An 18,981-nucleotide genomic window follows, 5' to 3' on the forward strand; every position below is an offset into this window, starting at 1 on the left:
GCCGGCCGCCACGAGTTCAGCCGCTTTAAAGGCACACCCCGTATTCTTAACCCGTTTAATGCGAACGGGCCGAGCCGATAGACTCGGATCTTGTGACTTGCCGCGCAGCGGCATCAGAAACTTCTTGGGAGGACGCTTGCTTAGCGCAATTGGCCGGGCATTCCGGACGCCGGACCTGCGGCGCAAGTTGCTGTTCACGCTCGGCATTATGACGGTCTACCGCATGGGCGTCTTCATCCCCGCCCCCGGTGTGGACTACGGCAACGTGCAGCAGTGCCTGGCGCTGGGCAACACCAGCGGCGGGCTGTACCAGTTCGTCAACCTCTTCAGCGGCGGTGCGCTGCTGCAGGTGTCCATCTTCGCCCTCGGCATCATGCCGTACATCACCGCCAGCATCATCGTGCAGCTGCTGCGCGTCGTCATCCCCCGGTTCCAGGAACTGCACCAGGAAGGCCCGCAGGGCCAGTCCAAGCTCACGCAGTACACCCGCTACCTGACCATCGCGCTGGGCCTGCTTAACGCCACGACACTGGTGTCGCTGGCGCGGACCGGCGCCCTCCTGGGGGACTGTCCGGTTCCGATCATCCCCGAGGACAACCTGGTCACGGTTTCGCTGATCATCCTGACCCTGACCGCAGGCACCGGCCTGATCATGTGGATGGGCGAGCTGATCACCGAGAAGGGCGTCGGCAACGGCATGTCCCTGCTGATCTTCATCTCCATCGCCGCCGGCTTCCCGAGCTCGCTGGGCGAGATCTGGAACACCCAGGGCGTGAACGTCTTCCTGGGCGTGCTGATCGTCGGCCTGCTGACCGTCGCCGCGGTGGTCTTCGTGGAACAGTCGCAGCGCCGCATCCCGGTCCAGTACGCCAAACGCATGGTGGGACGCCGGACCGTCGGAGGCACCAGCACCTACATCCCGATCAAGGTGAACATGGCCGGTGTCATCCCGGTGATCTTCGCGTCGTCGATGCTGTACCTGCCGTCGCTGATCGCCCAGTTCAACACCCCGGCAGACGGCACCACCGCGCCGCCGGAGTGGGTCAACTGGATCAACACCTACCTGGTCAGCGGGGACTCGCCGTTCTACATGGCGGTCTACTTCGCCTTGATCGTCTTCTTCACCTACTTCTACGTGGCCATCACGTTCAACCCCGAGGAAGTGGCGGAGAACATGAAGAAGTACGGCGGCTTCATCCCGGGCATCCGGGCCGGCCGCCCGACGGCGGAGTACCTGCAGTACGTGCTGGCCAGGATCACGCTGCCCGGCGCGCTCTATTTGGGCATCGTCTCGCTCATCCCGCTGATCGCCCTGGTGCTGATCAACGCCAACCAAAACTTCCCGTTCGGCGGCGTCTCCATCCTCATCATGGTCGGTGTGGGTCTGGAGACCGTCAAACAAATCAACGCACAACTACAGCAACGGCACTACGAAGGACTTCTGCGATGACCCAAATGCTCATTATCGGCCCGCCCGGATCGGGTAAAGGCACCCAGGCCTCCCGCATTTCCGACCGGCTGGGCATCGTCGCGATCTCCACCGGAGACATCTTCCGCGCCAACGTGAAGGAAGAGACTCCGCTCGGCATCGAGGCCAAGAAGTACATCGACAAGGGCGAGTTCGTGCCGGACAGCGTCACGAACAACATGGTGCGCGACCGGTTGAAGCAGCCCGACGCCGCCGACGGCTTCCTGCTGGACGGCTACCCCCGCACCAGCGGCCAGGTCGACGAGCTGGACAACATCCTGGCCGAGGCAGGCTCGAAGCTGGACATCGTGCTGCAGCTGACCGCCGACGACGAGGAGCTGGTCAAGCGCTTGCTCGGCCGCGCCGCGCAGGAAGGCCGCAGCGATGACAACGAAACGGTGATCCGGCGCCGGCTGGGCCTGTACCACGAGCAGACGGAGGCCGTCGTGAGCCGTTACGCGGACCGCGGGATCGTCGCGACCGTTGACGGCATCGGCGACATCGACGAGGTCACCGAGCGCATCGTGTCCGCGCTCAAGTCCGTCACGGCCTGATACCCGCCAGAAAGTTAGAGGCAGCCCATGGCCTTCGGCCAGCCCAGCATCGAATACAAGACCAAGGACCAGATCCGGAAAATGCGGACCGCCGGCCTGGTGGTCAGCCGCGCCCTGGACGCTGCGGTCGCCGCCGCCGTCCCCGGCGCCACGACGGCGGATGTGGACGCGGCCTTCGAAGCGGTGCTGGACGAGGCAGGCGCCAAGAGCAACTTCAAGGGCTACCACGGCTTCCCCGCAACGGTCTGCGTGTCCGTCAACGAGGAAGTGGTCCATGGAATCCCGGGCGGCAAGGTGCTCCGGGACGGGGACATCATCTCGATCGACGGGGGCTGCAGCATTGACGGCTGGCACGGTGACTCCGCCCGCGGCGTCATCGTGGGCACCGCCGATCCGGAAGACCAGCGGCTGTCCGACGTCACCGAGGAAGCCATGTGGCACGGCATTGCTGCCCTCGTCACCGGCCACCGCGTGGGCGACATCGGCAACGCGATCGACGACTACGTTTCTTCCGTGCCGGGCAAGCCGTTGGGCATCCTGGAGGACTACGTGGGCCACGGCATCGGCACCGCCATGCATCAGGCCCCGGACGTGCTGAACTACCGGACGAACCACCGCGGCCCGAAGATCCGCCCCGGGCTCTGCCTGGCCATTGAACCCATGCTGGTGCGTGGGGACATCGAGACAAAGGTGCTGGACGACGACTGGACCGTGGTGACCACGGACGGCTCGCGGTCCTGCCAGTGGGAGCACACCGTGGCAGTGCACGACGGCGGCATCTGGGTCTTGACTGCCGAAGACGGGGGCGCGGCCAGGCTGGCTCCGCTGGGGGTCACCCCGGTGCCGCTGGACTAAACGCCCGCCGCCACTTTTTTGGCCCGACGTCATCGAAAGACCGGACCTGCTGGATCCATCGTCCAGCCGGCCCGGCCTTTCGAGGTTAAGCCGGAGTCCGCACCCCCCCCCGGCCACTGCGGCGAGCGGAACGGCTGCACGGACACCGCACCCCCGATCCAGGCCCGCCGCGGCCAGCCGAAGGCCGGCGCACGGACACTCCACTCCCCGAAAGGATCTTGCCCACCATGATGGGAGCCCACCACGCCCTCTCCGGCGCCGCCGCCTGGATCGCAGTCACCAGCCAGGTCCACGTGCCGCTGGATGCCCTGACGACGCCGTTGGGCTGGGGCGGGCAGAGCCTCACCCTCGGCTGGGGGCTGCTCGACGTAGGGCCGCTGGGCCTGATCACCGGGGCCATGGTGACTGCCGGTGCCGCACTCGTTCCGGATGCCGACCACCGCCACGCCACCGTCGCCCGCTCGCTGCCGCCACTCTCCAACGTGGTCTGCGCGGGCATTGGCGCTGTGGCCGGCGGGCACCGCAGGGGCACCCACTCGCTGATCGGTTTGGCGGCGTTCGTCGGGATCGCGTGGGTGGCCGGGCTCTGGACCGCCGAGACCGAGCGGTTCGGCACGGTCTACCCGGGCGCGGGGCTGCTGTGCGTCTTGCTGGTGGCCTTTGCCGCCAAGGCCCTGAAGTTCCTGCCCGACGGGCTACAGAAGATCCCGTGGGCCGTGGGCCTGTCAGTCGCGGCCTTCATCGCCCTGTACGCCCCGGAACAGCACAACTGGTTCCCGCTGGCCATGGGCATCGGCGTCGTCATGCATGTGCTCGGCGACATGCTGACCACCGGGGGAGTGAACCTGCTGTGGCCCCTGCGGATCAAGCCCCCGAAGGTGTGGCGGCGGGTCCCGCTGCTCAACGCCATTTGGCGGCGGAACGGTTACTTCGCCGTGCCGCTGCTGGGAAATGCCGGGTCGGCGCGCGAGTGGGCGTTGCTGGTGCCGGTCAGCGCCTATGTGGTGGTCCTGCTCCTCGGGGCGTGCCTCGACGTCGGACAGCAGAGCCTGGTGGCATTTGGTGCCGGCTGAAGATACATGCTTCCCTTGCCCGTAACGCCGGCGGCCAGCGAGGATGAGGCCATGGCTACTTCCATTACCGACGTGCCCGGCATCCGCGTGGGGCAGGTCCAAAAGACCGGCGACGGCTGGCTCACCGGCGTCACCGTGGTGCTGCCGCCGCCGGGGACCGTCGGCGCCGTGGACGTCCGCGGGGGCGGGCCGGCCACGCACGAGACCGATGCGCTGGATCCCACCACCTTGGTGCCCACGGTGGATGCCGTGGTGCTCGCCGGCGGCAGCGCCTTCGGTTTGGTGGCCGCGCACGGTGCGCAGCGCTGGCTGGAGGAACAGGGGCTCGGCTTCCGCACGCAGAATGCCGTGGTGCCGATTGTTCCGGCCGCGGCCATCTACGACCTGGGCCGGGGCGGGGACATCGCCGCGCGCCCGGACGAACAGATGGGCTACGACGCCGCTGCCTCCGCCGGCGCGATGCAGGACTTTGGCGAGGTGCGGCGGGGCAACGTGGGCGCCGGCACCGGCGCGGCCATGGGCTTCCAGCAGTACAAAGGGGGAGTGGGGACTGCCTCGCTGCGGATGGGCGGCGCCAACGACGGCATCGTGGTCGGCGTGCTCGCGGTGGCCAATGCCGCCGGCGCGCCGTTCACGGGGGCGTTCCCAGGGCACGGCGGCAGCGCGGCGGGCCGAGACATGGGTGCCGGTGGCCTTGGCGCGGTGCCGGCAGCAACCGGCGGCCTGGGCCGGCGGGCCGGGGAACCGGAACCGGGAGGACTCGAGCAACGGCCGGCGTCCCCGCTGAACACAACCCTGTGCGTCGTCGCAACCAACGCCATGTTGGATCCGGCGCAGGCCAAGCGCATGGCCTCTGCCGCGCACGCCGGACTGGCCCGTGCGTTGAGCCCGTCGCACACCCTGATGGACGGGGACGTGGTCTTCGCCCTGGCTACCGGGGCGCAGCAGCTCGTGCAGGACGGGCCCATCGACCCCCGGGCGGAACTGCACACTCTGGCCGCGGAAGCGGTCACCGCGGCCATTTGGGACGCCGTGGTGAGTGCCGAACGGGTGGAGACGGCCGGCGTCGTACTGGAGAAGTATCCGCACCCCGGCTGAGGTCTGCCGCGCGCGGCGACCCCAGGCGTTACCCGGATTTAACTTTATCCGGCTTCCGGAGTACAGTTGTCTGTTGGTTGTCTCTACTTTCATGCCCAGCTTCGGGTGCATGGCGCCCGCGAAAGCCTGCCGGAACGTACGGCTCAGTGGGGGTGTAGCGGCAAGCAAAACCCAAAAACTAGCCACCGCTTCGGCGATGGTTACTGACGTTAGCGGAGGATATGGCTAAGAAAGACGGTGTCATTGAGATTGAAGGCACTGTGCAGGAGGCTCTGCCCAATGCGATGTTCCGCGTTGAGCTGACCAACGGGCACGTTGTGCTGGCTCATATCTCGGGAAAGATGCGTCAGCACTACATCAGGATCCTCCCCGAGGACCGCGTTGTGGTGGAACTCAGCCCGTACGACCTCTCACGGGGCCGTATCGTCTACCGCTACAAGTAAAGACTTATGCCGCAGGCAACTGCGGAAAACCGTAAGTAGTTACAAGGCAGCATCAGCTAACAACGCAAAGGAAAACCATGAAGGTCCAGCCGAGCGTCAAGCGGATTTGTGACAAGTGCCAGGTGATTCGTCGCAAGGGCAACGTCATTGTGATCTGCGAGAACCCGCGCCACAAGCAGCGCCAGGGCTAAGACTCCTGCTTCAGCAGGGGCAGCACGCCCACGCGTAGTAACTCAATATAGGCAGCGCAGCAGGGCAACCTGCATACCCCCGGCACGGAGGCCGGGGACCCGAACAACGGGGACGCGCTGCTTCAGACCTCCGGATACAACAAGGAGAACCGCCACTATGGCTCGTCTCGCTGGCGTAGATATTCCCCGCGAAAAGCGGGTAATTATCGCCCTGACTTACATCTACGGCGTGGGTAAGACCCGTGCAGAGCAGGTTATCGCGGAGACCGGCATCAGCCCGGAAACCCGCGTCAAGGACCTCACCGACGCTGAGCTCGTGCAGCTGCGTGACTTCATCGAGGGCAACTACAAGGTAGAAGGCGACCTCCGCCGCGAAGTTGCAGCCGACATCCGCCGCAAGGTTGAGATCGGCAGCTACGAAGGCATCCGCCACCGCCGTGGCCTGCCCGTCCGCGGACAGCGCACCAAGACCAACGCTCGCACCCGCAAGGGCCCGAAGCGCACCGTCGCCGGTAAGAAGAAGACCCGCTGATTCCCAGCCGGTCAGATAGCTACCAACCAACTTTGTAGGAGAAGCAATGCCCCCCAAGACTCGTGGAGCGGTACGCAAGCCGCGTCGCAAGGACAAGAAGAACATCGCGCTGGGCCAGGCGCACATCAAGAGCACCTTCAACAACACCATCGTGTCCATCACGGACCCGTCCGGTGCCGTCATCTCGTGGGCCTCGGCCGGCGAGGTTGGCTTCAAGGGCTCCCGCAAGTCCACCCCGTTCGCCGCGCAGATGGCTGCCGAATCGGCCGCCAAGCGCGCCCAGGAGCACGGCCTGAAGAAGGTCGACGTCTTCGTGAAGGGCCCGGGGTCGGGACGCGAGACCGCAATCCGTTCACTGCAGGCCGCTGGCCTCGAGGTTGGCTCCATCCAGGACGTCACCCCCAGCGCCCACAACGGTTGCCGTCCGCCGAAGCGCCGCCGCGTCTAAGCAGCCCAAGGATACTTTTGGCCGCCGCACAGATTCCTCCCACTTTTGCGGGAGAGCCTGTCGGCGGCCGAAAGTTCCACGCTGGAGGCTGACCAGCCGCCCTTTTCCACCAATTCGTGCTGCGTCATATAGCGGATGCTCGCTGAAAGGAAATCTAAGTGCTCATTGCACAGCGCCCCACCCTTACTGAAGAAGTAGTGGCCGATAACCGCTCCCGGTTCGTCATCGAACCGCTGGAGCCGGGTTTTGGCTACACCCTCGGAAACTCCCTCCGCCGCACGCTGCTGTCCTCGATTCCGGGGGCTGCCGTAACCAGCATCCGCATCGACGGCGTGCTGCATGAGTTCACCACCGTGCCGGGTGTGAAGGAAGATGTCACCGAGATCATCCTGAACATCAAGAACCTGGCTGTCTCCTCCGAGCACGACGAGCCCGTGGTTGCCTACCTGCGCAAGCAGGGACCCGGCGTTGTCACGGCCGCGGACATCGCGCCGCCGGCCGGCGTGGAATTCCACAACCCGGACCTGCACATCGCCACGCTGAACGAGAAGGGCAAGTTCGAGCTCGAACTGACCATCGAACGCGGCCGTGGCTATGTGTCGGCAGCCCAGAACAAGTCCGGCGACCAGGAGATCGGCCGCATCCCGGTTGACTCCATCTACTCGCCGGTGCTGAAGGTGACCTTCAAGGTTGAGGCAACCCGTGTTGAGCAGCGCACCGACTTCGACCGCCTGATTGTCGACGTCGAAACCAAGGCCTCCATTGCACCGCGCGACGCCGTCGCCTCTGCCGGAACCACCCTGGTTGAACTGTTCGGCCTGGCCCGCGAGTTGAACACCGCCGCCGAAGGCATCGAGATTGGCCCGAGCCCCACGGACGCCGCCCTGGCTGCCGACATGGCCCTGCCGATCGAGGACCTGGAACTGACTGTCCGTTCCTACAACTGCCTTAAGCGTGAGGGCATCCACTCCGTGGGTGAACTCGTTGCCCGCTCCGAGGCCGACCTGATGGACATCCGCAACTTTGGTGCCAAGTCCATCGACGAGGTCAAGGCAAAGCTGGTGGAACTGGGTCTGTCGCTGAAGGATTCGCCCCCTGGGTTCGATCTGGCTGCCCGCGCCGCAGCCATCGACGAGGACGAAACCTTCGAGGACGAACTCTAAAACGCAAGAATTCTGCCGCCACGGCGCTCGGGAGCGCACAGCGGCACCATTGAGGAGAAAACATAATGCCTACCCCCGCTAAGGGTCCGCGCCTCGGAGGCGGTCCTGCCCACGAGCGCCTGATGCTCGCCAACCTGTCCGCCGCGCTCTTCGAGCACAAGCGGATCACCACCACGGTCACCAAGGCCAAGCGCCTGCGCCCGTTCGCCGAGCGCCTGATCACCTTCGCCAAGCGTGGCGACCTGGCCTCGCGCCGCCGCGTGCTGGCCGTGATCAGCAACAAGGGCATCGTGCACGAGCTGTTCACCGACATCGCGCCGGTGATGACCAACCGCGACGGCGGCTACACCCGTATCACCAAGATCGGCAACCGCAAGGGCGACAACGCCCCCATGGCCGTCATCGAACTGGTGATGGAGCCGGTGTCCCCGAAGCAGGCCGTCGTGAACGAGGCCGAGAAGGCAACTGCCAAGGCCGCCCCGGCTCCGGTCGAGGAAGAGACCGCTTCGGCCGAGTCCGCTGAATCGCCCGAGTCCGCGCAGTCCGGCGATTCCGCTGAATCGCCCGAGTCCGCAGAGTCTGCTCCGTCGGCGGAGTCCGCCGAGGAAGCTGCCGAAGAGAAGAAGTAGTTCTTCGCCTTCACTGCTTGAAGCCCGCTGTTCCCTTCGGGGGATGGCGGGCTTTTCGCGTATCCGGGAAGGCTCACATAACGACGGCGGTGCCCGGCTTGGGGGAGCGCGCTTTGTGCCCGTCGCGGCCGGGGCCCGCGATGACGGCTGGGACCGGAATTGCGGCGGGGCCGCCACGTCGACACCAGCGCGAAGGCCAGCAGCAGCTCGGCGATGTCCCCGCCGTAGTACATCAGTTCGCCGGCGAGCCTTAGCTCACTTGGGGGCGCCGGGACCTGGACGAACAGCCCCGCGTAGAGCAGCTGGGACAGGACCGCGTGGCCGGCGATGGCGACGCCCAGCACCACCAGCCGCGCCGGCACGGAGGGCCTGCCCGGTGCCGGGTCGGGCCCGGCGATCACCCAGGCGAAGAGACAGCCGGCGGCCAGGAAGTGCAGGTGGATGGCGTGGTGCAGCACCGGGTTGTCCGCCGCGAGGCTGTACAGCGGCGTGACGTACAAGGCGGCCAGCCCGCCGAGGTTGAGCATCAGCGCGGTCGCCGGGTTGGCCACCAGATGGAGCGGCCGTGAGCGCAGGACCCTTCCGATCGCTTTGCCGTGACGGGGCGGCACCGACCTCAGCAGCAGGGTCACCGGGGCACCAAGCACCAGCCCGATCGGCGCATACATGCCAATCAGCAGATGCTGGACCATATGGGCCGGCAGCCCGCCCGGCGGCAGGGGCATCAGCTGCGGCGCGAGGCCCAGCGCCACCAGCAGCGCGCCGGCGAGGAAGGACACGGTCCGCCAGCGGCTCCAGCCGCGGGCCTCCCGGCTCCGCAGCCACGCCAGGGCCGCGTAGGCACAGGCCAACACCGCAACGAGGGCCAGCGGCAGCACGCCGTCGAACGCGGCTGGCTGGTGGTTGTGGGCGGAGTGGGCGCCGATCATCCCGGGTCCCTGCCCGTGCCCCTCCCCGGGCGGCGGCTGCCGTGGTCGGTTGACCTGCCGGGGCCGTCCGTCGTCGTCAGATCTACCATCCGGCCGGACCGTTGCAGCAGCCAGCCGCCGACCACCAGCAACGCCCCGAAGACCAGGAAGAGAATGTCGGCCAGCATCTGGTACTCGCCGCCGATGACATGGTGAATGGCAAGGATGTGGTGGTCGATGATCCCCTCTACGAGATTGAAGAGTCCCCAGCCGACCAACATCCAGCCCCAGAGGGTCCGGGATGCCCACACCCGTCCGCGCGAGGACGTCACCCGCGAGTACAACAGCCCCAGCCCGATCAGCACGGCCAGCCAGGTCACCGTATGGAACAGCCCGTCCCACAGCGTATTCATCTCCAGGCCGTGGACGGTGTTTGCCGGATACGAACCGACGTCGATGTTCGCGGTGTCCGCGCTGGTGAGCATGTGGTGCCACTGCAGGATCTGGTGCAGCAGGATCCCGTCCACGAAGCCACCCAGCCCCACCCCGAGGATGATGCCGGGTAGGGCGATCCGGCGGTTGTGATCCGTCGATGTTGCGGTTCCAGGGCTACCTGCCATCGCTCCTCCGAACCTCGCGGCCCCGCCCGCGGTTCGGGCGCTGTCCCAGCAACATAGACCGAATGCCCGCGAGCGTCGACAGTCCACTGGCGCCTGGCCGGTGACCCGCGCACAACCAGCCGCGGGCGCCGACGGCTACCGGGACCCTCACCGGGCCCCGGTAGCATGGAATCCATGCCCCCGACTACATCTCCCGTCCCCGACCGGGACGGCGGGCTCTTGCGTGTCCGCCTGGATCTTGCGTACGACGGCGGACCCTTCAGCGGGTGGGCGGTGCAGCCCGGCAGGCTGACCGTTCAAGGCGCGCTCGAGGAAGCACTGGCGGTCATGTTCCGCCGGCCGATCCGGCTGACGGTTGCCGGCCGTACCGACGCCGGGGTGCACGCCCGGGGGCAGGTGGTGCATTTCGACCTGGAACCGGGGGAGTGGCACGGACTGGCCCGTGGCCGGGAGATCGATCCCGCCGAAGCGTTGGTCCGGCGATTGCGCGGGGTGCTGGCCAAGGTGCTCGGCGGCCGCGTGGGCGCGCCGGTACCCTATCGTGACCTTGCGGGGGCAATCGAGGTTAAGGGGGCCGTCGTCGCCCCCGACGGATTCGACGCCCGGTTCTCCGCCCTCTGGCGCCGCTACAGCTACCGCATCGCGGACCGGGCGGAGCTCTGGGACCCTCTGTCACGCAACACCACGCTGTGGCACAAGCACGCCGTCGACGTCGATCTCCTGAACCGCGCCGCCGCCAAGCTCCTGGGCATCGGCGACTTCCTGGCCTTCTGCAAACCCAGGGAAGGCGCCACCACTATCCGGGAACTGCAGAAGTTCGACTTCGCCCGCGGCGCCGACGGCGTGGTGGTGGCCACGGTGCAAGCCGATGCATTCTGCCACAACATGGTGCGTGCCCTGATCGGCGCATCGTTGATGGTTGGCGGCGGCGAGCAGGCGCCGGAGTGGCTGCGCGACCGGATGCTGGCGAAGGTACGGGATTCGAAGAGCAAGCTGGCTCCGCCGCATCCGTTGGTGCTGGAAGAGGTGCTCTATCCCGACGGCGGCGAACTGCTGCGCCGGGCGGAGCAGACCAGAGCCAAACGCGCGGACCCGGACGAGGGTTGAGGGTGGTTGCTTCCGGCGGTTCCCCCATAAGCCGCCGGAAGCCATTTAACCGGTGATTCCGGATCCCCCAGCAGGTCCCTTGGACCGTGGGCATAACTCTTGCACGGTAGCTGCCGTCAGCTCAATAGTTTCAGACGTCTGACTTCTTCAGCCCACCGCGGTGTTACGCGGTTGGAGGGAAGCTAGGCGGCCAGCGGCGTCAGTTCGGCACGAAGGGGCCAGTCCTGGCCTTCCAGAATCACCTGGGCGCTGACGCCGGTGTGCACGTTGACCACGATCGGGGCCATCAGGTTCACGGTGGTGCCTGCTTCTCCAGGGTTGGCCACCACCAACACCATGGCGTCCTCGGAGACCTTGAGGTCTAAGGCCGCACAATCGTCGTCGGAAATCACCGGGGTGTACTGGTTCAGGTAGGTCGCGGCGTCCAGGACGAAGAGGCGCTTGCCCGGTTCGGCCACGGGCTGCAAGGAGTACAGTCCGGCCGCTCCCGCGATCTCGTCCAGCGTGAAGTCGACCAGCGGAGCGAGTCCAGGGGGAGGCGCGACGAAGGTCAGTGCGGCGCTCATCGCAGGAAGTCCATCAGCGTCGGCTGCAGTACCCGCGCCGTGACCTGCAGCGCGGCCTGATAGGCCACTTCCTGCATCTTCAGGTCCAGGACTACCTTTCCGATGTCCGGGTCCTCGATCCCGGACCGGCGGGCTTCAAGCGAAACAGCTTCGTCCAAGTTCGTCTCCTGGGCTTTCAGGATCTGGGCATGGCGGGTGCCGACCTCGGCGCGTGCGTTGATCACGGTGTTCAGCCGGGCGTCGATGGCGTTCAAGTCTTCGCTGACGCTGCCTGTTCCCTTGAGCTTCGAGATCATAGAGTCCAGCAGGGCGAAAACCGACGGGCCCGTGCCCGTGGAATCGTCGCCGAAGACCGCCGAAGCGCTGGCATCGACGCGTACCGTCTGGTGTGCCCCAGGTCCGATGCGGCGCTCCACCCCGGTGGCGCTCGGTTCCGTCACAGCGTACTGGGTGGTTGGGCCGGTGGGGGAGTCGGTATATACGTCCGGCTTGTCGGAGTTCCCCGCAAACACATTGCGTCCCAGGTATTGCGTCCGAGTCGCAGCCAAAAGGCTTTCCTTGATGCTTCCAAGCTCCAAGGCGACGGCCTCGCGTGCCGTCTGCGAGATGGAACCATTGGAAGCCTGAATCGTCAGATCGCGGGCCTTGTTCAGCAAATCGGTGACCGTGCCCAACGCAGAGTCGGCTGTGGTGAGCCAGCCATTGGCGTCGTCGATGTTGTGCTTGTATTGCGCGTTGGCACGGATATCCGCACGAGTCCGCATGGAATCGGCGGCGCCCGTCGGATTGTCCGAGGGGCGGGCAATCAGCGACTCGCCAGCGGCCAGCTCCTGCAGCTTGGCGATACGCGCCATGTTGTCCTGCAGGTTGCGCTGGGCGAAGCTGCTCATCGTTTGGTTAGTGACTCGCGAAATCATGGCTACCTTCCGACCAATCCGGTGCGGTTGATCAACGTGTCCAACATTTCATCAATTGCCGTCATAACCCGAGCCGCACCTTGGTAGGCGTGCTGGTATGTCAGCAGGTTTACGTTCTCTTCGTCCATGTCCACCGACGCGTTGGATAGTTGCAAGGTCTTGGCAGATTGGGACGCAATGTCCGCGAGGTTGGACTGCTGCAGTTCCGTCTTCGCGGCTACGCCGATTGTGGTGACGATGTTCTCCCAAACGCGGTCAGGCGAGCCAGCGCCGACTCCCAGCTGGGACATCCGATCGGCGATCGAACCGTCAAGGTCTCCCTTGTCAGGAGCGCCCACCTTGAAGTCTCGAACGTCTTTGACTTCAACAGTTAGTCCGAGTGATGGCGGAAGTGTCGTATCTGTACCGAAGAACGTAGGCGTGGGAGTCCCGCCGGTCTGCGCGTAGACCGTGTTGACACTCTCGCGGAGCGTATTGGCGAAGGCGTCGTACTGACCAGCGGCTTGGCGCAGCGGTCCGGCGTCTGTGCCGGCGCCCAGCATCGAAAGCGCCCCGGCGATCTTGCCACCTCCGAGCACAACCGGCATGCTTTCGCGGCTATCGCTGTCCCATTTGAGGTGAACGCCTTTGCTGCCGGAAATATCCGTATCCGAGTCCGCTGTAACGGCGATTCTCTGGGCGCTGGAACCGGTGACAAGTGCGTTGCCGCCGATCAGGACATCCACCTGCCCGTCGCTGCCGTGGCGAACGGTGGCTCCGGTGAGGGTTGCCAGCCGTTGGGTCAGCAGGTTGCGGTGGTCCATCAGCTCATTGGCGGAACCGCCGTTGGCGACTGCAAAACGAATCTTCTCGTTCAGATTGGCTACCTGTGACGCAGTGCCGTTGACCTCCGCGGTCATGGTGTCCACATCGGAGCGCAGGCGGGAAAACTGCTCGCGAACCTCTTGGTAACCGCGCTTGATCATGTTGGCCAGGATGTTCGCCTCTTCCAGCACCACCCCGCCGGCAGCGGCGTCATCCGGCCGGTTGGACAAGGCCTGCCAAGAGGCCCAGAACTCCTGAAGCTGCGTGGAGATGCCGTATTGGCCCGGCTCGCGCAAGGACGCTTCCAGGCCGGACATCGTATCGGCGCGCACTGCAGAATACCCAGCGACACCGGCCGAGAACCGGACGCGGGTATCCAGGTGCATGTCGCCCAGCCGCGCAATCGCGTCCACCGAAACGCCCTGGCCGATCTGCACGCCGCCGGTCAGCAGTCCGGTGCGGTCGAGGGCCCCGATGGACGACGTACTGACCCGCTGGCGGGTGTAGCCCTCGGTATTGGCGTTGGCGATGTTCTGGCCCACCACATTCAAACCTTGACGGGCGGCCACCAGACCGGTGTACGCGGTGTTCAGGCCGCTGAAGGTACTCACTGCGAAAACCTCAGATCGTTGTGTCGAACAGCTGGGAGCGGTTGCCCGATAGCCCGGCCGTCCCATGAGAGTCGTAGGTCCCGGCATCGGGATTGAAATTAGCGAGCGTTTCCTGGGTGGACCGGGCAGCCGCGCGCAGGAACTTCTCGTTCACGTCGCGCAGTTCGCGGATCTGCAGGGTCAACTGAGTCAGCGCCTGCAGATGTCCCTTGAAGATCTCGCCCCAAGGCCCCACCGGAGCCTGTTCGGTCAGCTCGCGCAGCGTGGCGCCTTCCGGCGTACCCCACTCCCGGGCCAATGCGGCCACCTCCACGGTGCGGGCCAGGCCGGCGTCGCGCAGCCGCTCCAGCACCTGTTCCACCTCGCGGGTCGCGTGCTGCAGCCAGCGGGACTTGCCCGCGGTCAGGAGCAGCTGCTCCTCCTCGAGTTTGAAGACCAGTAATTCAAGAAGTTCACGTTCGTGCCACAGCATGGCGGACAGTTCATGGGCTCCCATGTCAGGCACCTCCCCTGGTTGATTCTGCGGACACAACCCCCGCGGGTCCGCGTCAAAAGCCGCCACTGGATGAACAAAAAGTAACGGCATGGCTACATATCTATCTATCGGCCGCACAACCCCTTGCGTTAGGAGCGAATGATGATAGGTTTCACCAAGAGATGAATCGTTTCTTTCGAGGCCGCACCCCTCGAATCATAAGAGAGATTCGTCCAGCATCTTTTGGCACGGAGGGGGACATGTCAGTGAATCGTGCTGACCGTAATGCACTGGTGGTTGAAAACCTCCCGCTCGTCGGATATCTGGTCTCCGAAGTGTGCGCCAAAGCCACCCATCTCTCCCGCGACGACCTCGCCTCTGCCGGCTCGGTAGCCCTCATCACCGCCGCCGACGCCTTCAATCCGGATCTCGGCGTTCCTTTCGGCGCCTTTGCCCGCCGTCGCATCATCGGAGCCTTTGCCGACGAGATGCGCGCCATCGACTGGGCTCCCCGCTCCGTGCGCAAGCGCATCAAGCAGACGCTGTCCGTCCGCGAAACCCTGACTGCCGAACTTGGCCGCTACCCGAGCGTTGACGAACTGGCTGCCGCCCTCGGGGTTGACCGCGAGACCGCGGAAGCCGCCATGGACGATGCCTCCCGCACCGTCTCCGCTCTGGATGACACCACGGCCGAATTCCTGGTCTCCGAGACGGCGTCGCCCGAAGGCTCGCTCCTCACCGAGGAGCGGCTCGCCTTCCTGAAGGCCGCCGTGCACCACCTTCCCGCGAAGATGCGCTACATCGTGGAGCAAATCTACTTCGAGGACCGCACCGTCAAGGAGATCGCCGAAGAGCTCGGCGCTACCCACTCGGCCGTCTCCCAGCAGCGCTCCGAAGCTATCCGCCTCCTCCGGGATGGTCTGCACACCCACTATTCCGACGACGGCGGTGCCGGCTATGTGCCCGAGTCTCGGATCGCTCCCTCCCGCCGAAAGGCGTACCTGACTGCGCTGGCCGACCAGACCATCGGCGGTATTACACGCTTCGCCGCCACGCAGCCCAGGGCCGCGGTTTCTTGACCTGTTCGCAGCAGCCGGCCACGGCGGCCCGCACCGCGAAAAATTCTTTGCACTTCTCCTAACGGATCCTCGTAGTCCTCCGATAGCTACAAGTGCCAGCCCATGGACGGGCCGGTGAATTTGTACCATCTCATGGAGGAGTTTCATCATGGCTTTCGCCATTAACACCAACGTTGCGGCCCTGAACTCGTACCGCAACCTGTCGAACACCCAGAACGACATTTCCAAGTCCCTGGAGAAGCTGTCCACCGGCCTGCGCATCAACCGCGCTGCCGATGACGCAGCCGGCCTGTCCATCTCCGAGGGCCTGCGCTCGCAGGTCAACGGCCTGAACGTTGCCGCCCGCAACGCCCAGGACGGCATCTCGGTTATCCAGACCGCTGAAGGTGCACTCACCGAGGTCCACTCCATCTTGCAGCGCATGCGTGACTTGGCTGTCCAGGGTTCGAACGACTCGAACAACCCGGAAGCCCGCGCCGCCATCAAGACGGAAGCTGATCAGCTGGGCGAAGAGCTTGGCCGCATCACCGCGTCCACCAACTTCAATGGCATCGACCTGCTCAAGGGTGCTGGCGGCAACGCCGGCGCAACGCTGAGCTTCCAGGTCGGCGCTGACGGCAACGAGAACAACGCCATCACCATCAACCTGGCTGACGTGGCCGGCGCGGTCAAGGGTCTGTCCGGCGTCAAGGACGCCGGTGCAGTCGACTTCAAGGTGGACAACCACATCGATGCGCAGGCGACGATCGGCTCGATCGACGACGCGATCAAGGCGGTCTCGGCCCAGCGTTCGGATCTGGGTGCTTCCCAGAACCGCATGGAAACCGCGATCAAGAGCATCAACATCTCTGCAGAAAACCTGTCCGCGTCCGAGTCTCGGATCCGCGACACCGACATGGCCTCGGAAATGGCCAAGTTCACCAAGAACCAGATCATGTCCCAGGCCGGCACCGCGATGCTGGCTCAGGCCAACCAGATCAACCAGGGTGTGCTGCAGCTCCTCGGCTAAACCGGGTAGCTAACGGCTGAATGCGGCCCGGCAGCGAGGCGAACGAATTGGACCTCACACTCTTCGCTGCCGGGCGTCAGCATTTCTTCTAGTAAACAGGCTTCTTTCAGGAGGAACTGGCGTGGCGTTTTCGATTGGCGGCATGGTCAGCGGTTTGGACACCGCCACCATGATCAACCAGCTGATGCAGCTGGATGCGCGTCCGCAATCACTTCTGAAGAACAAGGTTTCCAGCACCCAGACGCTGGTGAGTGCGCTCCAAGCACTCAACACACGCATCGCCGATCTCGGAAAAACGGCCACCGAGACGAGCAAGGCTAACGCCCTTAACGTTCACTCAGGCACGAGCAGCTCTGAGAAGGTTTCAGTGGCCACAGCCGAAGGAGCCTCCGCCGGCGCTATCGACCTGGAAGTCGTCCAACTGGCCAAAGCACAGGTATCTGTCTCCTCCTTGCTTAGCGACTGGCCGGAAAGCGCCACCGTGCTCACCATCGCGCTCAAAGACAGTCAAGTAAAAAAAGAAATTAACACCCAAGGGATGACCTTGGACCAGGTCGTCACCGCCGTGAACGAATCCGGCGCCGGGATTACCGCGACCAAGGTGTCGGTGGGAACCGATCCGGCGAACCCACAGTACCGACTCCAGATTGCTTCGAAGGAGACCGGAGCGGCTGGCGGGTTCATTGCGACGCTCGCTGGGGACGCGACGTTTTCCACGACGGACGTTCAAATCGCGCAAGATGCTCGGGTGGCGATTTGGGGCGGGATGCAGGAAATCTCTTCGTCCTCGAACACCTTTACCGACCTGCTGCCAGGTGTGAGTGTCACCTTGGGGGCTGACGCGGTTTCCGGGGATAAGTCAACCATCACGGTCACTCGTGACGACAAGGCCGTGACTGCGAAAGCCAAGGCACTGGCCGACGGCTTGAAGGACCTGTTCGCCTTCATCTCCAAAAACTCATCCGTGAACGTCTCCACGTCCACCGGGTCAACGACGACCAAGGGCGGGATCTTCACCGGGGACAGCAGCGTCCGTGATATCCAGCAGCGCATGATGACCGCTGCCATCAGTCCGATCGAGGGACGGTCGCCGTCGGAAATCGGCATCAGCATCACCAAGGACGGCTCGATTGAGTTTGATGCCGAAAAGTTCGGCAAGGCGATGACGCAAGACTCCGCGTGGGTCGAGAAGGTGGTCCAGACCATCGCCGGTCGCGTGGCTACTGCCGCAACCGATGCCGCGGACAAGTACGACGGCGCCATCACCAAGCGAATCCAGGGCCAGGAATCCCTGGTCCGCAGCATGAATGACCAAGTTGCCGAGTGGGATACCCGGTTGGCGATGCGCCGCTCCACACTCGAACGTACCTGGGCCCAACTTGAAGTAACGCTGAACAGCCTGCAGTCGCAGGGGGACTGGCTCAACTCGCAGCTGGCCACCCTGCCATCATGGGGGAGCACGAAGAAATGACACTGACATACGGGCCGGGCTTCGGAGCCCAGGCCAAGCGGAACCAGTTCCAGCGTGACGCGATCATGTCGGCCACGCCGGCCCGGCTGCTGACCATGCTTTATGACCGGCTGCTCTTGGACCTGAACCGGGCGGAGGCCGCGCAGCAGAACCAGCACTGGTCGGTGGCGTCCGAGAATTTGATTCATGCGCAGGCCATTGTGTCCGAGCTGATGTCCTCGCTGAAGACTGACGTGTGGGACGGGGGAGAGGGCCTGAAAGCGCTCTACACCTACGCGCTGACCGCGATGATGAACGCGAACATCCACCGCGATGCGGCCCGGACCCGGGAATGCATCGAACTGCTGCAGCCGCTGCGCGAGGCCTGGCACGAGGCCGCCGGGCAGCTGCCGGCACAGCCTGCCCGTGGCGTCGGCCTCGGCGGCGAACTTGGCATTGCCTGACATGCCGGAGGGCGAAATTTCCGCGCTGGAGCGCTGGACAGCCGTGCTGGACGAACTCGAACTGGCTCTCGCCGAGGCGGCCGATGCCGGGGGCCACGCCAGCGGACTCACCGAAATTGCCGAGACCGGGAGCCAGAGCCGCGCGCTCGCCGACGTTGCCGGACCCGGGGACCAGGCCGATGGAGCGGCAGTGAGCAGCCCACGCACCGCCGTCGCGCAGTGGAAAGCCCCGCAGGGGCTGGGACCGATTCCGGACGAGCTGGTGGAGCGGGCCACGAAACTTGCCGCGGCGCAGCAGGAAGTCATTCGTGAATTGCGCGCCGACATGCGGCAAAACCGGCAGGAATCGGCGCTCTTGGATGCCGTACCCACCCCAGGTGCTTCGGGTCGTTCCGTCTACCTCGACGTGAACGGTTAACCAATCTCAGGATTTAACTAACGACCCCCGGCTGCGTGCCGATAACTGGATAGTGAGCACGGATCGCTCACAGAACAGGCCATGGATCGGCCGCCCACA

Annotated in this window: 22 protein-coding genes and 1 pseudogene; 17 read left to right on the forward strand and 6 right to left on the reverse strand. The window is 65.1% G+C overall.

The annotated features are described in order from the left end of the window. The first annotated feature begins 136 nt into the window (after nucleotides 1-136). The 11 genes from secY (at nucleotide 137) to rplQ (ending at nucleotide 8,454) form a co-directional block, all read left to right on the forward strand. Nucleotides 137-1,450, forward strand: coding sequence for a preprotein translocase subunit SecY (gene secY / locus AC5RVS_RS07280; RefSeq protein WP_493989345.1), 1,314 nt, complete (start codon nucleotides 137-139; stop codon nucleotides 1,448-1,450). Next, nucleotides 1,447-2,022 (forward strand): adenylate kinase, encoded by a 576-nt coding sequence (locus tag AC5RVS_RS07285; protein ID WP_493989344.1) that lies wholly within the window; start codon nucleotides 1,447-1,449, stop codon nucleotides 2,020-2,022. The genes secY and AC5RVS_RS07285 overlap by 4 nt, the downstream gene beginning before the upstream one ends. A 27-nt stretch (nucleotides 2,023-2,049) precedes the next feature. Then, nucleotides 2,050-2,877: a type I methionyl aminopeptidase gene (gene map / locus AC5RVS_RS07290; RefSeq protein WP_493989343.1), complete on the forward strand. Its 828-nt coding sequence runs from the start codon at nucleotides 2,050-2,052 to the stop codon at nucleotides 2,875-2,877. Nucleotides 2,878-3,104: 227 nt separating this feature from the next. After that, nucleotides 3,105-3,950 carry a metal-dependent hydrolase gene (locus AC5RVS_RS07295; protein ID WP_493989342.1) on the forward strand — a complete coding sequence of 282 codons (846 nt, stop codon included), beginning with the start codon at nucleotides 3,105-3,107 and terminating at the stop codon, nucleotides 3,948-3,950. Between the two features lie 51 nt (nucleotides 3,951-4,001). After that, nucleotides 4,002-5,048, forward strand: coding sequence for a P1 family peptidase (locus AC5RVS_RS07300; protein ID WP_494107640.1), 1,047 nt, complete (start codon nucleotides 4,002-4,004; stop codon nucleotides 5,046-5,048). Between the two features lie 221 nt (nucleotides 5,049-5,269). Next, a complete protein-coding gene (gene infA / locus AC5RVS_RS07305) occupies nucleotides 5,270-5,491 on the forward strand; it encodes a translation initiation factor IF-1 (protein ID WP_005267757.1) in 222 nt (73 codons plus the stop codon). A 77-nt stretch (nucleotides 5,492-5,568) separates the two neighbouring features. Beyond that, nucleotides 5,569-5,682: a 50S ribosomal protein L36 gene (gene rpmJ, locus AC5RVS_RS07310; protein WP_005267758.1), complete on the forward strand. Its 114-nt coding sequence runs from the start codon at nucleotides 5,569-5,571 to the stop codon at nucleotides 5,680-5,682. 157 nt (nucleotides 5,683-5,839) lie between these two features. Then, nucleotides 5,840-6,214 (forward strand): 30S ribosomal protein S13, encoded by a 375-nt coding sequence (gene rpsM, locus AC5RVS_RS07315; RefSeq protein WP_493979201.1) that lies wholly within the window; start codon nucleotides 5,840-5,842, stop codon nucleotides 6,212-6,214. A 46-nt stretch (nucleotides 6,215-6,260) separates the two neighbouring features. Then, nucleotides 6,261-6,662 (forward strand): 30S ribosomal protein S11, encoded by a 402-nt coding sequence (gene rpsK, locus AC5RVS_RS07320; protein ID WP_429594060.1) that lies wholly within the window; start codon nucleotides 6,261-6,263, stop codon nucleotides 6,660-6,662. A gap of 158 nt (nucleotides 6,663-6,820) precedes the next feature. Then, nucleotides 6,821-7,825 (forward strand): DNA-directed RNA polymerase subunit alpha, encoded by a 1,005-nt coding sequence (locus AC5RVS_RS07325; protein WP_493989339.1) that lies wholly within the window; start codon nucleotides 6,821-6,823, stop codon nucleotides 7,823-7,825. Between the two features lie 65 nt (nucleotides 7,826-7,890). Next, nucleotides 7,891-8,454, forward strand: coding sequence for a 50S ribosomal protein L17 (rplQ, locus tag AC5RVS_RS07330; protein ID WP_494107641.1), 564 nt, complete (start codon nucleotides 7,891-7,893; stop codon nucleotides 8,452-8,454). Between the two features lie 182 nt (nucleotides 8,455-8,636). On the opposite strand, the pseudogene AC5RVS_RS07335 reads toward rplQ, so the two are convergent. Both AC5RVS_RS07335 and AC5RVS_RS07340 read right to left on the reverse strand, forming a co-directional pair. After that, nucleotides 8,637-9,383: pseudogene (locus tag AC5RVS_RS07335) on the reverse strand (cytochrome c oxidase assembly protein); the annotation flags it as partial. After that, nucleotides 9,380-9,982, reverse strand: coding sequence for a DUF2243 domain-containing protein (locus AC5RVS_RS07340; RefSeq protein ID WP_494107642.1), 603 nt, complete (start codon nucleotides 9,980-9,982; stop codon nucleotides 9,380-9,382). The gene AC5RVS_RS07340 and the pseudogene AC5RVS_RS07335, both read right to left, overlap by 4 nt. Nucleotides 9,983-10,156: 174 nt before the next feature. On the opposite strand from AC5RVS_RS07340, the gene AC5RVS_RS07345 reads away from it, so the two are divergent. Then, nucleotides 10,157-11,089 carry a tRNA pseudouridine synthase A gene (locus AC5RVS_RS07345; RefSeq protein ID WP_494107643.1) on the forward strand — a complete coding sequence of 311 codons (933 nt, stop codon included), beginning with the start codon at nucleotides 10,157-10,159 and terminating at the stop codon, nucleotides 11,087-11,089. 182 nt (nucleotides 11,090-11,271) lie between these two features. On the opposite strand, the gene fliW is transcribed toward AC5RVS_RS07345, so the two are convergent. From fliW to AC5RVS_RS07365, 4 genes are read right to left on the reverse strand one after another with little or no spacing between them, the layout of a single operon-like run. Further along, on the reverse strand, nucleotides 11,272-11,655 hold the full coding sequence (gene fliW, locus AC5RVS_RS07350; protein WP_494107644.1) for a flagellar assembly protein FliW: 384 nt from the start codon (nucleotides 11,653-11,655) through the stop codon (nucleotides 11,272-11,274). After that, nucleotides 11,652-12,545 carry a flagellin N-terminal helical domain-containing protein gene (locus AC5RVS_RS07355; RefSeq protein WP_494107645.1) on the reverse strand — a complete coding sequence of 298 codons (894 nt, stop codon included), beginning with the start codon at nucleotides 12,543-12,545 and terminating at the stop codon, nucleotides 11,652-11,654. The genes fliW and AC5RVS_RS07355 overlap by 4 nt, the downstream gene beginning before the upstream one ends. A gap of 29 nt (nucleotides 12,546-12,574) precedes the next feature. After that, entirely contained in the window at nucleotides 12,575-13,987 is a 1,413-nt protein-coding gene (flgK, locus tag AC5RVS_RS07360) for a flagellar hook-associated protein FlgK (RefSeq protein ID WP_494107646.1), read from the reverse strand. A 10-nt stretch (nucleotides 13,988-13,997) separates the two neighbouring features. Next, the gene (locus AC5RVS_RS07365; RefSeq protein ID WP_493989331.1) at nucleotides 13,998-14,483 is read right to left on the reverse strand and encodes a flagellar protein FlgN; all 486 of its coding nucleotides are present in this window, start codon (nucleotides 14,481-14,483) and stop codon (nucleotides 13,998-14,000) included. A gap of 245 nt (nucleotides 14,484-14,728) precedes the next feature. Between AC5RVS_RS07365 and AC5RVS_RS07370 the strand changes: the two genes are divergently transcribed. The 5 genes from AC5RVS_RS07370 to AC5RVS_RS07390 all read left to right on the forward strand — a co-directional run bounded on the left by AC5RVS_RS07370 (nucleotide 14,729) and on the right by AC5RVS_RS07390 (nucleotide 18,882). Continuing rightward, nucleotides 14,729-15,541 carry a sigma-70 family RNA polymerase sigma factor gene (locus tag AC5RVS_RS07370; RefSeq protein ID WP_494107873.1) on the forward strand — a complete coding sequence of 271 codons (813 nt, stop codon included), beginning with the start codon at nucleotides 14,729-14,731 and terminating at the stop codon, nucleotides 15,539-15,541. A gap of 148 nt (nucleotides 15,542-15,689) precedes the next feature. Continuing rightward, a complete protein-coding gene (locus AC5RVS_RS07375; protein WP_493989330.1) occupies nucleotides 15,690-16,550 on the forward strand; it encodes a flagellin N-terminal helical domain-containing protein in 861 nt (286 codons plus the stop codon). A gap of 121 nt (nucleotides 16,551-16,671) precedes the next feature. Next, nucleotides 16,672-18,021, forward strand: a complete 1,350-nt coding sequence (gene fliD / locus AC5RVS_RS07380; protein ID WP_494107647.1) for a flagellar filament capping protein FliD — start codon at nucleotides 16,672-16,674, stop codon at nucleotides 18,019-18,021. Next, nucleotides 18,018-18,464 (forward strand): flagellar export chaperone FliS, encoded by a 447-nt coding sequence (gene fliS, locus AC5RVS_RS07385; RefSeq protein ID WP_493989328.1) that lies wholly within the window; start codon nucleotides 18,018-18,020, stop codon nucleotides 18,462-18,464. Before fliD ends, fliS begins: the two co-directional genes overlap by 4 nt. 1 nt (nucleotide 18,465) lies before the next feature. Continuing rightward, nucleotides 18,466-18,882 carry a hypothetical protein gene (locus AC5RVS_RS07390; protein ID WP_494107648.1) on the forward strand — a complete coding sequence of 139 codons (417 nt, stop codon included), beginning with the start codon at nucleotides 18,466-18,468 and terminating at the stop codon, nucleotides 18,880-18,882. The last annotated feature ends 99 nt before the right edge of the window (nucleotides 18,883-18,981 follow it).

The organism is Arthrobacter sp. Y3221048, from assembly GCF_059092685.1.